This window comes from Desulfocastanea catecholica, from assembly GCF_054657295.1.
In genome coordinates this window covers 19,829-34,627 of sequence record NZ_BAAHYZ010000008.1, presented here as the reverse complement: position 1 = coordinate 34,627, position 14,799 = coordinate 19,829, and the positions used below count along the sequence as shown (strand labels likewise).

The window sequence follows — 14,799 nt, the reverse complement described above, 5'->3', positions numbered from 1 at the left end:
CGCCTTACTCCGGGTTTGCCTGCAGGGAAATCTTTGTCATCCCGGCTCGTTTCAGCTCGTCAAGTACCTGAAAAAGCTGTTGGTAGGAAACATTTTCTTCGGCAAAGACGAGAATCTCCTGTGCAGGCCCACCTTGTTCATCCGTTCCCGGTAAATGTTCATGCAGCTCGGCCAGGCTGATCGGCGTTTTATTGAGGAAAATCTCCAGTGCTGGTTCTAACTCCGACTCCAACGCCGTGTCCAGCGCCGATGGTGACACCGATCTGCGAAGAGCAAGGGTAAGCGGTGTCTCCTCGGTCTTTGTCGCCTGGGAGGATTCCGGCAGGTCGAGCTGCATGCCCTGATGCACCGTCATGGACAGCATCGCATAAATGAAAAAGACCAGCAGGAGGAAGACGATATCGATCAGCGGCAGCATCTCGATACGGGCAGGCCGGGTGTTATATCGCGTGATTTTCATTTAATTTTCATATGCGTTCGCTTTATTTATCTTGGCATTTTTGTTGAAGACGACTTCCAGACTGGTGGCGTATTTCTCCATCACATGCATGGCCCTGGTGATACGGCTATTAAAATAGTTATAGGGGATGACGGCAACAATGGCAATTCCCAGCCCGGCGGCGGTGGTGATCAGGGCCTGGGCGATCCCCGAAGTAACCAGTTTCGGATCGGCAATCGAGGCGGCGCCAAGCATTTCAAAAGAGCTGATAATGCCCAAAACCGTGCCGAAGATGCCAAGTAAGGGCGCCACGGTTATCATCGTGTCGAGAACCGGCATGAAGCGCTGCATGTGCTGTACGCTCAGATTGGCCTCCGCCTCCATTGCCCGGCCCATATCATAGTCCCGGTGCAGAATGCCGACGATCAGCAATCGAATGACGTGATCTTTGCATCCGGCTGTCTTGGTTCTGATCTTCTCCCATTCACTCTCTTCGGCCAGGGCAAGAATCTCATCCATCAACGGACGATTTCGCCGGCGTTCCAGAGAAAACCAGAACATCATCCTTTCCAGAATAACGGTGAGGACGATGAGGGAACAGGCGAGGAGCGGCCAGATGATCGGGCCGCCGTTTTGTAAAATTTTATACAGCATCATTGTCGTGCTCGCTGGTTAAGGTCTGGATGGATGAGGCGGGAAATGATCGCCAGGGCTTCGGCAAAGGTGGCCGGGGAGGGACTGCAGACCAGGTCCGGATCGATGATATGCACCCGGCCGTCGCGCACCGCCTTGATGACCGGGATGTCCCGCCAGCGTTCCAGCTCTTTGCCGGCAAGGCCGGTCTCATTACCCATAATGGCGATGATGATGGTATCGGGATTCTCGGCCAGCACCTTTTCATAATTGGTTGTGCCGGACGGTTGGTCATCAATGATATTCACACCGCCGCTCAGCGCGATAAAGTCATCGGTGAAGGTGTTTGGCAAGGCGCCGACCAGCGGCTGGCTGCCGATCTGCAGGAAGACCTTCTCAATGGGCAGACCCGAGACATCCCTGGTAATAGCTGCCACTTTGGCCCGGGCCTCGCTGACTATGGTGTGCGCGCGTTGTTCGAGACCAAGCAGGCGACCCAGGGTGATGAACTGGGTACAGATGTCGTCAAAGGACGTTGCCTGATGAAACTGGACAACGTTAAGGCCGAGGTTGCGCAGTTTCTCCAGCTGCTGCGGCGGGGAGAGATCGGTTGCCAGCACCAGATCGGGCTGCAGGCTGAGGATCTTCTCGATGGATATCTGCATGACCGAACCGATTTTCTCCTTCGTCTTCGCCGCTTCCGGACGAATGCAGTAGCTGGTATTGGCCACCAGTCGATCTTCCGCCCCTATAAGATAGACATTTTCCGTGTTTGTCGGACCGAGGGAGATGATCCGCTCGGGTGGCTTGGTGGCGGGTGTCGCCGGTTGAGCCGCGCCCAGGACAACCGCCAGAGCCTTACGGATCACCAGCGGCAGCTCTTTGGCGGCGGAGTCGGGCGATGTTGCCACAGCCGGCAAGGCTGCCCCTGCAGTCGGTTGGCCGCCCGGCAGCAAAGTCCCGCACCAGTCATCAAAACTTGTCAGATCGCTGACCAGACCCCGTTCATAATCGTCACTTATCGCCAGCGCCGCCGCGAGAAGGGAACTATAGCGCGGCTGCAGCAGCAGCTGTTCGACATCGGATCGCAGTCGCGGATCCCCTTGACAGACTGCGGAGAGATCAATTTTTCTTTCTTCTAATCGCTTGAAAATGGAGCGCTTGGCGGTCAGCCCATTCTGCCGGGCAATGGCCTCCTGCACCCCGTCATAGACGGCGCGGCCGATGAGCTCGCCCATCTTGGTATGGCCGCCGGTCGCATCGATTGCCGGACCGCTCCCCTCCACGACGATGATATTGTCAGTGCCGGTGCCGGTGGCTGCATGGTGCGGCGAGGTGTAGCTGGAGCGGATATCCAGATCCTGCAGGGCGGCCGATTTTGCCTCGGTACTGCTGATTATCGCCCGGGTCATGGCCCTGGGCGAGAGCTGCATATTGGTTAAAAGAAGGATATTGATGGTCCCCGGTTTATCGGTTTTTTTAATTTCGCCGGGTTCGTAGTAGCTGCCGGTGTCGCTGCCCATGCGGACACTGTTGCCCTCCACCCCGGCGGTGACCAGAGCGACCACCTCCATATCCCGAAAGGATTTTCTCACCACCGCCAGGTTGTCCATATCCGCGCCGGTAAAGAGCATTGCCGTGGTATCTGGGGCCAAACCAAGTATGTGACTGGTCGACTTGCGCAGCTCGGCTAATCCCTGGCCCTGATCAAGGCCCCAGGACGGAGGTGGAAAATAATGATTGGCGACGGTGAGGATGCCCTCTTTCTGACCTTCCAGGGTGGAGACCACCCGCATCGGCGCTTTGAAAGAAAGGGCCAGGGTTTTATTGTGAAAATCTTTCATATTGCTGGTGATGATTTCCGCCTGCCGCAGGTAGTCAAGGTCGAGGTGCAGCGATTGTCGGGCGACGACCTCCTCGTTCAGAACATAATTGTCACTGCTGCTGAACGAATTGCTATAGATACCCGAAGACAGTGCGGAGACCAGGGTCCCGCTCTGACCGGCCAGTCGGCAGGTGAGCTCGCATGGAAAAAAGAGCACACGGTTATGCCGCACCGCATCAACATCGCGCCAGCCCGGCTGCTGCAAAGCGGCTAAGGCCTGGTCAGGACTGCCGCAGCCGTAAATGACCTGCGCATTGAATTGTTGCCACTGGGCGAGCGTGATCGGTATACTGTTGCCGTTTGCCCCAAACTTCGGGGCAATGCCGCCCGCCGCGCGGATGTATTCATTCTGGAACGAGTCGTCGCCCGGGACCATAAACGGCTCGTCGCCCATAAGACGAATGACACGCTGCCGCTCTGCCGCAGGAATTTTCGCTACCTTCAGGGCGATGACCTCCAGCTGTCGTTGCTGTTCGGTGATGATCGCAGCACCCTTGGCCTCCTTGTTAAAAATGCGGCCAAGGAGCCGGATCTGCTCGAAACTTTCGGCAATGGTGCGCGGTGTGAGGCGAATAAGAATGGCTTTATCCCGGAAACGGGTGACCTGCTCTTCGTGCAGATCGGCATAAAAAATCACATCCGGCTGCAGCCCCGCCACCCGGTCGAGATCAGGACGGAAAAAACCGCCGATGATCTCCTTGTCCGCCGTTTTGGGCGGCAGCAAAGAATGAGAGGTAATGCCGACCAACGCGTCAGCTCCGCCTAAGCCGAGGACTATTTCGGTGATCGACGGCACGAGCGAGACCACCCGCCGGGGGACCGTGTCGAGGGTGATTTGCGTCCCCGACGAATCGGTAAAGGTAACCGGCCACTGCCCGGATAACAGCTCGACAGGCTGCAGCAGCAATAAGAATATGAGGATAAAAGGAAGTCGTTTCATCTGCTTTTTCGCTCCTGTACTAACCATTTTATCAACCCCGGTAAACGGAAAATAAGCCGGGATAAGTGCCTTGGTGGTTACTTTGAGTTCCTGATTTCAAATGTCTCTCCATTTTTCTTGTTGTTATGGCAGGCTTTCTGCAGAAAAGGCACTAATAATCCCAGCGCAGGTTGACAAAGAAACCGCGGCCGGGCATCGGGTAGCCTTTGACATAGGCGTAGTCTTCATCGAAAAGATTGGTTATTTCGCCCCGGACGGTAAACGTGCCGTAATGCTCCGTTTCAAGAAAACGGTAGGCAGCGGTGAGGTCGGCGACGGTGACACTGTCCAGTTGAACGACCTGGGCCGGGTAGCTGCCGGATTGCCAGTCCTGCACATCCTGGCTGCCGGTATAGGTGACGTTCAGACGGCAGAAAGTGCCTGCCCCATTGCTGGTGACGATGCCGCCGGCAAGGGTGGTGTCGCTGATGTACTGCAGGTCGTCGCCGGTCTCTTCGTCTTCGTATTTGGTCAAGTAGGTCAGATTGATATAGGGGCGCAATTCCCAGTCCCAGTTGAGAGGAACACCGAGATCATAACTCAGTTCGGTTTCCAGGCCGGAGATGATCGCTTCGCCGATATTCTCCCAGCTTTGTGTGCCGTCGGCGAGGTAAAGGGTGGTGATTTTGTCCTTGAAATCGGTCGAGAACCAGGTCAGTCCGGTGCTCAGGCCGTTACGGCTGAAATCAATCCCCCCTTCATAGGTGGTGCTTTTTTCGGCATCAAGAGCACCGTTGCCCACCACCCTTGTGCCGAAACTGGTAAAATCGGCGGCCAGCTGATCGGCCGACGGCATCATAAAGCCCTCGGCATACTGCGCCCTGAGCTTTACTCCCTCCATGACCGTCCAGGCCAGGCCGATTTTCGGCGTCAGCCTGGTCTGGTCCTCATCCCTGCCGACCGGTTCACTGACCTCGACGTTGTACCAGTCATAGCGCAGACCGACATTGGCTGCCAGCTGCTCCTCGAGGAAGGTGATTTTGCCGAGCAGGAAGACAGCCGGGTTGGTGTAACTGGTTTCTCGCGGTGTCCAGCTGTTTTCCACCTCGTAGTCGAGCCAGTCGAAGCCGCCGGTGAGCGTTGTCTTGTCGAATGTGCCGGTCAACTGGGCCTGGGCGCCCTGCTGATCGGTGGTATTCGATGAGACCATGCCGCTGTCCCATCCAGTGGGATCGGACGCAGTCGGCTCCAGCCAGCTGTTTTCATCCTGGCCGAAGAAATAGCGGGTCATCCATTGATATTGTCCACTCTTCGATCCCCCGGTGTAGTTGGTGTCTACCGAGTAGTTCTCTTTGTTGGTGCTGTCGTCAAGATCCACGGCGCTGAAATAGTCGGGATAACCGGCCTCGTCCGTCTTGAAGCTGGTGACGATAATGCCTATGCGGTGATGGTCGGAAAATGAGTAGCCGGTATTGGCGCTGAGGCCGGTTTCATAGTCAATGCCGGTATTGTCGTAGCGCTGGCCGCTGCCGGTATCGTAGTCATCCCTCGTGCCATAGGTGAAAGAAGCGGCAAAGTCAAAACCCTTCTCCTTGATCGTGCCGCCGATACTGCCTTCAGCGGCGCCATAAGAGCCGACACCGGTTTCGATAAAGGCGGAATTATTCTGCCCCTGCCGGGTGATGATGTTCACCACGCCGCCCATTCCCGCCGAGCCGTATTGTACCGCGCCCGGACCACGGATAATTTCCAGCCGCTCGACGTTTTTGGTGAGCAGTTTGGCGACATTACCGGTCCCTGCTCGACGGCCATCGAGGAGGATGAGCACATGACCCTGCAGGTCGTTGCCGTGCGTGTCGCTGCGAAAGCCCCGGATGCCGACGGAGGTGAGATTACCGGGGTATTTCTGGATATGACCGAGACCTTTTTCGGCGAGCAGGTCACCGACATTGCGGCTGGTCGATTGCTGCAGCTCCTCCTGGTCGATAACGGTGATATGGCTGCTGACATCTTTTATGCTCTCCGACGAGCGGCCGGCGGTGACAACGATTGTCTCCATCATGTCAGGCGGCATGCTTTCTGCGGCGAGGCCGGCTCCAGCCAGGGTTCCGGCGAAGAGCTGGCAGAGCAGAATGGGGTACGACGTTTTCATTATTGTTCCTCCTGTTCAGTTTTGCCCGGGGGAATTGCAAAGAAAACGGCAAAAAAAATCCCCGGACCAATTAAAAAATTGATCCGGGGATGCCCTTGTTTATCCACAGATTGCCTATAGAGATCTCTTGTCCACGGAGATTTCCTGGCTGGCATGACAATCACAGTCACGCCGATTTTCAGGCAGGTCTTCTGACTTCCGGCTCAGCCTACTTGTTGCGCCTTCCCGTTTATAAAACAATAAACAGTGACATTTTGCAACGTTCGTCCCCGGTTACAGCGGCGGGCCCGTCCCGGATTTACACCGGGTTCCCTCTTTTTCACTATCGTGAAACCTGAAAATTTATAGGCTTTGTTTACCGCCTTTTGCTTTTCCTGTCAACCGGCAAAGGTGGAGTGTCTGCTCCGGCTCAAACCAGACCATTCTCTTAATTCTTTAGCCGAGTAAGCCTCAATCTTTTAACGATATATTTCTCTTCTATGACCTACTTTGACAACCCAAACGGTGAGCTCATTATCCTGTATCGAGTAGACAACGCGGTAGTTTCCTTGACGAATTCTATATCGTTCCTGGCCTGAGAGTTTTTCGCTTCCTTCGGGACGGGGATTGTGTTGAAGTTGTTCAATTTTTGAGAGAATTCGTCGAAGATCAGATTTGGGAATGCCTTGAAAATCTTTTTCGACCGACTTTTTGAAGAAAATCTTATATTGCCCCATCTTTTTTCAACCTTTTGACCATCTGATCATAGCTGATTAAGGGCTCATCTTGCCTTTCTTCAAATGCGATAAAGTCTTCCGCGTCTTCCGAGAGAGCATTGCGCACAGCTTCATTGACGATGTCCGTGATTGATCGGGACGTCTCTAAGGCTTTTAATTTTAGGGCCTTATGAAGGACAGGATCGAAATAGATGGTTGCTCTTTTTGCTGGTGTGGTCATTTGACACCTCCTTTGATGTCCTTTCACAATAACGTCGTAACGTTATTGTGTCAATTTTCCTTAAACATCTCAAGGATAGAAAATCGACGGCAGCCAGAGGGTGAGCGGCGGCCAGAGGCTGGTCAGCACCAGGACTGACAGGGCGGCCAGGACAAAGGGCAGAACGGCCCTGGATGTCTCGGCCAGGGACGAGCCGGAAATGCCGCAGCTGACAAAGAGGCAGATGCCTATCGGCGGAGTGAGCATGCCAATGGCCAGATTGGTGACAATGAGCACGCCGAACTGGGTGGGATCGACACCCAGCTGCGCGGTCAGGGTAATAAGAACCGGTACCAGCAGAATCAGGGCCGCGGTGGTTTCCATGACACAGCCGACAACAAGCAGGCCGGCCATCACCAGCAGCAGCAGGCCCCAGGGCGGCAGTCCCAGCTGCATCATCATTGTACCGAGCAGTTGGCTGGTCTGTTTCATCGCCACCAGCCAGGTGAAAACCTTGGCCATGGCAATGATCAACAGGATGGTCGCGGCGATGATCTGCGAGCGCAGAATCTGATCGGGCAGATCGGACCACTTCAGTTCACGGTTGATCGCCAGGCTGACAAAAAGCGCATAAAAGACCGCCAGCGCCGCCGCTTCGGTAACGGTGACGATGCCGGTAAGGATGCCGCCAAGAACAATGACCGGAGCCCACAGCGCCCAGAAGGCGTCACGGAAGGCCTTGACAACCGTGGTAAACGAAAAACTTCGGCGGCTGCCGTAGCCCATGCGCCAGGAGATTGCCGCCGCGGTCAGCATGAGGATCAGGCCGAAAATGATGCCGATCATCATGCCGCCCATGAACAGTTTGGCGATGGAGACATTGGTCAGAAAGCCGAAAATAACCATCGGAATCGACGGCGGGATGATAACCCCGAGGGCACCACCGGCCGCCACCACCGCCGCGGCAAAGGGTGGAGGATAGCCCTGGCGGATCATGGCCGGAATGACCACCGCGCCGATGGCCGCGGTATCCGCCGCCGCCGAACCGGAGATGCCGGCAAAAAACATCGAGGCGACGATACTGGCACAGGCCAGGCCACCGGGCATCCAGCCGACCAGGCTGTCGGAGAAATCGATAATCTGCCGGGAGATGCCGCCCGATTCCATGATCGCCCCGGCCAGCATGAACAGCGGCACCGCCAGAAGATCAAAGGAATCGACCCCGGCAAACAGCAGCTGAATAATGGTCTGACCCAGGGCGGCAAACGGTACCGTGGCCGGAAAGACCCCGGGGGTGAGGATCAGGCCGATGGCCGGCACCCCGATAGACAGGGCAATCGGCATGCCCAGCGCAATGAGCAGAAACAGCAGTCCAAAGAGGAGGGCGACAATCACGAATTCTGTCCTCGCACCGTGCGGGTAATATCGGCAGCGGTATGCAGCACGAGGATGGTCATGGCCAGGGGAATAACGGCAAAGGGCACGGCCATGGGGATCTGCAGGGAAGCGGTGCTGTGGTGCCAGGCCTTCAGCGTATACAGCAGCCCGAACCAGGCAAGAAGGGCAAAACAGGTCAGCGTCAGCAATTGCAGCATAACAAGAATCGCCCGTTCCCAGTTCGGTCCAAACCACTGGCCGATCCCACGCAGGCCGATAAAATTGGCGCGTTTATAGGCGGCGGTGCTGCCGAGAAAGGTAATGGTCACCAGCAGATGGCGGCTCACTTCCTCCGACCAGCCGAGCGATGAGCCGAGATAGCGCCAGATAACCTGGGCAAAAAGAATCAGGCAGATGGCGGCCCCGGTACCCACCAGGAGCAGCTCAACCACCCGGTTGACCCCGCCGCTGATCTTCTCGACGAAGGTCGGAGCAGCGGCGGGAGATTGCTTAATTTCTTCTTGGTTCACTGCACCGCCTGTTGAATCTGTTCGACAATTTTTTTCGCCTCCCCGCTCAGATCGGCAAGCACCGGGGCCGTGGCCTGCCGGAAAGCAGCGAGATCCGGCTCTTCTTCGATGACCATGCCGGCGGCTTTCAGTTCCGCCAGCTGTTTGGCCTCATTGTCGCGGATGAACGAGCGTCCCTGCAGCGAGGCATTGCGGGCGGCGTCGAGAAATATCTTGCGGTCCGCTTCGGGCAGGCCGTCGATAAAGGCTTTGTTGCCGATAAAGACCAGCGCCGAATAGACGTGGCGGGAAAGGGTCAGATATTTTTGCCCTGCTTCGATCAGTTTGGCGGCATGGATGACGGCGATCGGGTTTTCCTGCCCGTCGATGACACCCTGCTGCAGGGCGGTAAAAATCGGCCAGGCCATGGGCGTCGGATTAGCACCGATGGCGCGCCAGATGGCCAGATGCGTCGGGGCTTCCATGGTGCGGATCTTCATACCGGCCAGATCCTGCGGTGTTTTGACCGGCTTCTTGGAATTGGTAACGTTACGAAAACCGTTATCGAGAAAATGCAGCATGGTAAAACCCTGACTGGCCAGACGTCCAGCCAGATCCTGGCCTATCGGGCCGTCGAGGACGGTATCGGCTGCCTGGTAGGAGGGGAAGAGAAAAGGCATTTCCAGGGCTTTGATCTCCGGCACAAAAGCTTCGATCGGCCCGGTGGTGCAGACCGACATCTGGGTGGTGCCAAGCTGAATCTGCTGCAGAACCTGGGTTTCAGTACCGAGAGCGCCGGAATGATGCACGACGATGTCATATTTTCCCGGCAGCTTGGTCTCAACTTCTTCCTTGAACCAGTTGGCCGCCTGGGTGTGGACGAAGGTCGGGTTGACGACGATGGCGATGTTGACGGTTGTTTTTGCAAGCGCCGTGCCGGCAGAAAAAGCGAGACAGGCAGCTAAAACCACAAAAGCTGTGCGGATACGCATGGGGCCTCCTTGTAAGAGAGTTGATGATTATAATGCTTTCAGCCAGTCGCATACCCGGGCAATGGCGGTCAGCGGCTCCTGGCAGTGGCGTTGCAGAAATTGCTCGTCAACCGGTTCATCGGCTTTCAATTTGAAAGCCTGATCGAGGACCTCGGTACCGTTGAAATTGACATAGGCCAGGCGGACGGTCAACTCTTCCAGCGGTTGGCCGAAAACGACTCCCGGTAAAACAGCAACTCCGGTATCTTCGAGTAATTGTTCACAGAATTCGACGCTGTCGGTGATGCCTCGGGCCTGTAGTTTTGCCCTGTAGGGTTCGAAATTAGGGAAGAGATAAAATCCCCCCTCCGGCGCCAGCACGTCGACGTCGGCGGCCTGCAGCATGGCGGCCAGATGTTTGCCGAGAGCGGCAAGAATTTTTCGGGTCTGTTCCAGGTATCGGTCGATGTCGGCGTTTTGTTGAAAGGCCTTGACAGCCGCATACTGGATGGGCGCGCTGGTCGAGGTATAGGTCTCACTGGCCACGGCGGTCATCGCCTCGAGCAGCCAGGTAAGGCGTTCGGGAAAGACGAACAATCCCAGCCGCCAGCCGCCGGCGCCGCACCATTTGGAGAGGCCGCTGCTGAAAATAGTCCCCTCCGGATAAAACTGCATGATCGACTCATGGCTTCCGGTATGGTGCAATTTGCCGTAGATTTCGTCGGACAGGACGATAATTTTGTATTTCCTGGCAACTTCGGCAAGATCTTTGAGCTGCTCCAGGGAATAGGTCATGCCGGTCGGATTGGACGGATAATTGAGGATAAGGATTCTTGGCCGGCTCGGGTCTTTCCAGCACAATCTCTCCAGCTGATCCCCTGTCAATCGCCAGCCGTTTTGCGCTTTTGTCGGCAGGAAGTGGATATGACGGCCAATGATCTGGGCCTGCGGGGCATAGGATACCCAGGCCGGAGTCGGAATAAGCAGGTCGCCATAATAGACCAGTTGAAGAATGAACATCAGCTCCTTGGAGCCTGGGCCGATGAGAACATTCTTCGGGGTGCAGGCGACATTCAAGGCGTATTGATGGTGTTCGCAGACCGCCTGACGCAGTTGATACAGACCCTGGACAGCCAGGTAATCCTTTTCATGGGCGTGCAGTTTCAGTTCGTCGACGACGATTTGCGGCACGGGAAACGGGGATTGCCCCAGACCCATCTTGAAAATTTTCCGGCCATTGGCCATGAGCTCGTTTGACCGCTCGTTGATCGCCACGGTTGGTGACGGGGTCAAACCGCGGACATTGAGGTTTAAATGAACTTCGGGGGTCCAGCTGACTGCAACGCCGGGGGGTAAGCGGTTCGGTATATTTTTCATGTCGGTTCAAAAGGTTGTTTTTGTCTTTTCCCCTCACAGGGGGTGTGAAAAAACATCGTTCGTGCTGCACGTAACGGAGATATTCTGCATTAATAACTCCGCTCAACCGATATTGCAACCGAGGTTTAACCGGTGATAAAAAATGAGCGGTTGGTTGGGATTCTGGTCCGGTGAATGAGGATGAGGTTATTTTGAGACGACCCTGTGTTGCGTCCCGTCTCCTCAACCTGAGTGAGAGCCTGATCGGCAAAGTTTTATCATCAGATTCAGCAGAACGACAGGACGATTTCCTTTTGGCCCTGGTCCGGCATAAGACCAAGAGTCTGCAGGTCCGGTCGGTCATGTCTGCGGGAGACAATCTGGGCGCCTCGGCATTGTACCGATAAAGGCGGGCGACCGTGAATCTTGAGAAAGAAGGTGTGACACCGGCAGGCTATGTCAGTCGGTACCCGGTGCAGATCAATGAGCACCTGTTGATTCTTTACCTGCATCACCGCCAGTTGGTAAACCGCCGCCTGTTGCCAGCAGCTGTCGATGTTTTCGGCTAAAAGACAGTCGAGTCGTGTTGTCGCGGTAAGTAAGAAATCTGCCCAGCGATCTATGACTGCATTGTTTCCGGCCGGGTCCGGGTGCAGCAGATTGCTCCAGTGCAAGGGCAGGATTGGATTGTTGAAATGCCAGACCGGACGGGCGGCCGACTGATTCCAGGCAACCGGAGATCTGCCCCTGTCCAGCAGGCCGACGCCGCATTCCCAGGTAATTTTTTCATGCAGGGGTGGAGCATATTGCCTGGCCCGCGAGAAATCAGTGACAACATAGTCAATGCCATACCCATGCAGGAGAGCCTGCATGGAATTTTTGCCGTTGCCGAAACTGTGGTGCAGGGCCGGAGGGATGAACAGGCGCGGCCGAGCGGGCAGATTGTTGTGCGCCAGCAGGGTGCCGAAGGCCTCAAGGTGGCTGCGGATGGTCTCTTCGCTGCGCATGGCGCCACTGCTGTCATGGAACTCGGAGCGTTCCATCCGGCCATCCTGCCAGAATTCGTGGCACAGGCCATGCATGGCTATTTCCAGCGTATCCTGTTGGTCGCAGAGGTACTGCGCCGTTTCATCAAGCCATTTTCCCTGATTGATGTGGTTGTCCCAGCAACCGCCCAGCCAGGTGGCCCCGACAATATCCTTCAGCAGGTTGGTGCGATCCCATTCGCCCAGGACCATGCCGAGGGCGATACGCATGTGCAGTTTTTTGCCGAGTCGGTCAAGGGCGCGGTAGTCGTCGAGGCAATGGCGCCTGATGAAACCGCTACGAAAAGGCTGCTGATCCGCCGAGCCATCCGTTCCCTGCCACCAGCCGACATCTTCGACGACGAGAAAGATCGGCATGGGGATGGAAAGAGTTATGTTATCCAGTGCGACCTGCAAATTATTCACCTTTATGCTTACTTCCTAGAGACTGATCCAGCGCCTTTTGTGCGGCCCATCCCGTCTGGATGTTTCGAGTCCCCTCGTTTTCCAGGCGTTATCCACCAGGGATTCCGCCTGGGGGTTCCAGACTGCCGGTCTGCGGGAGAAAACATGCCAGACCAGGGGTCGCTTTTCCGCCCCCCATTGGCACTTGAAACGATAAGTGGAGGCCGCTAGCGAAGACCTGCCAAAATCAAACAAGCGGCAACCGGTTGCGATACCGTAGTCGAGCATGGTCCAGTACAGGAGCATGTTTGGGCAGGAAGGCCGCCATCGGCGCAGGGACGATGCCCAGGGGTTATACAGGGTGGCATTGTGCCTGAAGACCATGGCTGCGGCGACGGGGAGGGTGCCGATACATATGACCACGACCCTGGCTTGCTGGGCGCTGTCGGCAAGCAGGTTGCGAAAGAGGGCGGGATCGTGTACCGGAGAGCCCAGATCGCGCATGTTTTCCGAGAAGACCGCAAAAAAATCATCAAAAAGTTCGATGCCACCGGTTTTCGCCATACAGCCGCATTTGCGCGCCTTCCGCACCTGATTGCGGACCTTGGCCGAGAGCAGCGACCACAGCATGGCGGAAGACTCGGGCAGGGGACGCAGCAGGCCGGTCTTGAAGGAATGGGCGGTATGCTCCCAGCACGCGTTTATCTCCTGTGCCGGTTCATGCACAGTGCCATTGCTCGCCTGGCGCAGTTCCACATGAACGGCGCCGACCTCGGTGGCAAGTTCAAGGGCCGCGGCGAGTAATTGCTGACGGCTAGCGGCGTCGTCGGCGACCATGCCGGCAGCATCGGTGTAGGGCAGGGAAATAAGGCGTATTTCCTGGTCCGGAGGAGCAAAGAGAATGAGCGGCAGGATGCCGGTTAATTGTCCGTTTTCTTGTCCGTTTTCCGCTCTTCTCGAGGCCAGTCGAAAAATCGGCAAGCGATAGGTTGCCGCGAGAATCTCCCCCCAGCCATAACGATGAGAAAAGATCGCCGTGCTGTTTGTCTTGACGTATGCATCCCATGCAGGTTGGGTTATGTTCTGCAAAATAGCTGTCATTTCAAATAGAAAATTCTTTTTTGAAATATCGAACCGGTACATCCTGCAGCCCGTATAGGAAAAGACTATTGGATGATTGCCGGTCATCGAAACAAGCAATTTGTATTCTCGCCAGTCTCTATTATAGTTGGTTGCATATGAAATTTTTTACTTAGCCATCCAAAGGTTTATGGTGTCATAAAAAGTCTTCCTCTGCCTCAACCAACAACATTATACCACATATCCACATTATGTATCTGACAACCGACCAGCCAGTAGCCTGCCGCAGCGCCCATTTTATGCCTTCTTTTGCGGTGGAAACGCTCCTGGAACAAGGCAGCAGTGAGTTGAATGAGGACGTGCTGCTTGAGGCGGAAGGCCTGTTCGGCGTCTTTGATGGAGCGACCAGCCTCGACACGCGACGCTTCGATGATGGACTTACCGGCGGTTTGCTGGCGGCGCAGACGGCGGCGCGTGTTTTTCAGCAGGAACGGGCCAGCCTGTCCCGGCTGGCAGAGAAAGCAAACAACAATATTCGCAAGGCCCTGCAGCAGCGACAGGTCTCCATCGACGAGCGGCATCGGCTCTGGTCGACGAGTATGGCGGTGGTGCGGATGGGGGCGAATCGTCTGGAATACTGTCAGACCGGTGATGCCCTGATTGTTCTTCTGTACAATGACGGTACTTACAGGGTGGTGACGCCGGATCTTGATATCGACCGGGAAACGCTGCAGCTGTGGCAGGACTGCCGGATAACCCCTTCTGCACCTATTCATGAGCTGTTGGCCGAGCAGATTCAGTGCGTTCGCTTGCAGATGAACATCAGTTACGGCGTGCTGAACGGTGAAGCCGCAGCGCTTGAATTTCTCCGTCACGGCTACGAAGAACTGGACAATGTCAGTGATATCCTTCTCTTTACCGACGGACTTTTCCTGCCCCGCGAAAATCCACTGGAAGATAGCGACTGGCGCTCCTTTGTAAATCTCTATCGCCAGGGCGGCCTGCAGGCTGTGCGTGATCATGTGCGGTGTCTGCAGTGTCAGGACCCGACATTAAAAAAATATCCCCGCTTCAAACTGCACGATGACATAGCTGCCGTGGCTATCAAACTACATCTTCCAAATTAAGCCACA

The 14,799-nt window shown here is 55.8% G+C and carries 13 protein-coding genes and 1 riboswitch; of the genes, 1 reads left to right on the top strand and 12 read right to left on the bottom strand.

The features are described from left to right. Positions 1-4: 4 nt before the first annotated feature. The 12 genes from ACYQ8U_RS09145 to ACYQ8U_RS09090 form a co-directional block, all read right to left on the bottom strand. The gene (locus ACYQ8U_RS09145) at positions 5-460 is read right to left on the bottom strand and encodes an ExbD/TolR family protein (RefSeq protein WP_459945232.1); all 456 of its coding nucleotides are present in this window, start codon (positions 458-460) and stop codon (positions 5-7) included. Next, complete coding sequence (locus ACYQ8U_RS09140; protein WP_459945231.1) at positions 461-1,096, bottom strand: MotA/TolQ/ExbB proton channel family protein; 636 nt, start codon at positions 1,094-1,096, stop codon at positions 461-463. After that, complete coding sequence (locus tag ACYQ8U_RS09135) at positions 1,093-3,897, bottom strand: helical backbone metal receptor (protein ID WP_459945230.1); 2,805 nt, start codon at positions 3,895-3,897, stop codon at positions 1,093-1,095. Before ACYQ8U_RS09135 ends, ACYQ8U_RS09140 begins: the two co-directional genes overlap by 4 nt. A gap of 151 nt (positions 3,898-4,048) precedes the next feature. Continuing rightward, a complete protein-coding gene (locus tag ACYQ8U_RS09130; RefSeq protein ID WP_459945229.1) occupies positions 4,049-6,028 on the bottom strand; it encodes a TonB-dependent receptor plug domain-containing protein in 1,980 nt (659 codons plus the stop codon). A 164-nt stretch (positions 6,029-6,192) separates the two neighbouring features. Then, a riboswitch (cobalamin riboswitch) is annotated at positions 6,193-6,381 on the bottom strand. A gap of 105 nt (positions 6,382-6,486) precedes the next feature. Continuing rightward, entirely contained in the window at positions 6,487-6,744 is a 258-nt protein-coding gene (locus tag ACYQ8U_RS09125; protein WP_459945228.1) for a type II toxin-antitoxin system RelE family toxin, read from the bottom strand. Continuing rightward, positions 6,731-6,964, bottom strand: coding sequence for a CopG family transcriptional regulator (locus ACYQ8U_RS09120; RefSeq protein WP_459945227.1), 234 nt, complete (start codon positions 6,962-6,964; stop codon positions 6,731-6,733). Before ACYQ8U_RS09120 ends, ACYQ8U_RS09125 begins: the two co-directional genes overlap by 14 nt. 69 nt (positions 6,965-7,033) lie before the next feature. Next, the gene (locus ACYQ8U_RS09115) at positions 7,034-8,338 is read right to left on the bottom strand and encodes a TRAP transporter large permease (RefSeq protein WP_459945226.1); all 1,305 of its coding nucleotides are present in this window, start codon (positions 8,336-8,338) and stop codon (positions 7,034-7,036) included. Further along, positions 8,335-8,850, bottom strand: coding sequence for a TRAP transporter small permease (locus ACYQ8U_RS09110; RefSeq protein WP_459945225.1), 516 nt, complete (start codon positions 8,848-8,850; stop codon positions 8,335-8,337). The genes ACYQ8U_RS09115 and ACYQ8U_RS09110 overlap by 4 nt, the downstream gene beginning before the upstream one ends. Continuing rightward, positions 8,847-9,821, bottom strand: a complete 975-nt coding sequence (locus tag ACYQ8U_RS09105) for a DctP family TRAP transporter solute-binding subunit (protein ID WP_459945224.1) — start codon at positions 9,819-9,821, stop codon at positions 8,847-8,849. Before ACYQ8U_RS09105 ends, ACYQ8U_RS09110 begins: the two co-directional genes overlap by 4 nt. 27 nt (positions 9,822-9,848) lie before the next feature. Beyond that, entirely contained in the window at positions 9,849-11,177 is a 1,329-nt protein-coding gene (locus tag ACYQ8U_RS09100; RefSeq protein ID WP_459945223.1) for a pyridoxal phosphate-dependent aminotransferase, read from the bottom strand. A 266-nt stretch (positions 11,178-11,443) separates the two neighbouring features. Then, entirely contained in the window at positions 11,444-12,607 is a 1,164-nt protein-coding gene (locus tag ACYQ8U_RS09095; protein ID WP_459945222.1) for a hypothetical protein, read from the bottom strand. A 15-nt stretch (positions 12,608-12,622) separates the two neighbouring features. Beyond that, a complete protein-coding gene (locus ACYQ8U_RS09090; protein ID WP_459945221.1) occupies positions 12,623-13,675 on the bottom strand; it encodes a GNAT family N-acetyltransferase in 1,053 nt (350 codons plus the stop codon). A 242-nt stretch (positions 13,676-13,917) separates the two neighbouring features. Between ACYQ8U_RS09090 and ACYQ8U_RS09085 the strand changes: the two genes are divergently transcribed. Then, positions 13,918-14,793, top strand: a complete 876-nt coding sequence (locus tag ACYQ8U_RS09085) for a protein phosphatase 2C domain-containing protein (RefSeq protein ID WP_459945220.1) — start codon at positions 13,918-13,920, stop codon at positions 14,791-14,793. Positions 14,794-14,799: the final 6 nt, after the last annotated feature.

Excerpts from the sequence above, each read along its gene's own strand:
- ACYQ8U_RS09145 (WP_459945232.1), bottom strand. The coding sequence starts at position 460 with ATGAAAATCACGCGATATAACACCCGGCCTGCCCGTATCGAGATGCTG.
- ACYQ8U_RS09140 (WP_459945231.1), bottom strand. The coding sequence starts at position 1,096 with ATGATGCTGTATAAAATTTTACAAAACGGCGGCCCGATCATCTGGCCG.
- ACYQ8U_RS09135 (WP_459945230.1), bottom strand. The coding sequence starts at position 3,897 with ATGAAACGACTTCCTTTTATCCTCATATTCTTATTGCTGCTGCAGCCT.
- ACYQ8U_RS09130 (WP_459945229.1), bottom strand. The coding sequence starts at position 6,028 with ATGAAAACGTCGTACCCCATTCTGCTCTGCCAGCTCTTCGCCGGAACC.
- ACYQ8U_RS09125 (WP_459945228.1), bottom strand. The coding sequence starts at position 6,744 with ATGGGGCAATATAAGATTTTCTTCAAAAAGTCGGTCGAAAAAGATTTT.
- ACYQ8U_RS09120 (WP_459945227.1), bottom strand. The coding sequence starts at position 6,964 with ATGACCACACCAGCAAAAAGAGCAACCATCTATTTCGATCCTGTCCTT.
- ACYQ8U_RS09105 (WP_459945224.1), bottom strand. The coding sequence starts at position 9,821 with ATGCGTATCCGCACAGCTTTTGTGGTTTTAGCTGCCTGTCTCGCTTTT.
- ACYQ8U_RS09100 (WP_459945223.1), bottom strand. The coding sequence starts at position 11,177 with ATGAAAAATATACCGAACCGCTTACCCCCCGGCGTTGCAGTCAGCTGG.
- ACYQ8U_RS09085 (WP_459945220.1), top strand. The coding sequence starts at position 13,918 with ATGTATCTGACAACCGACCAGCCAGTAGCCTGCCGCAGCGCCCATTTT.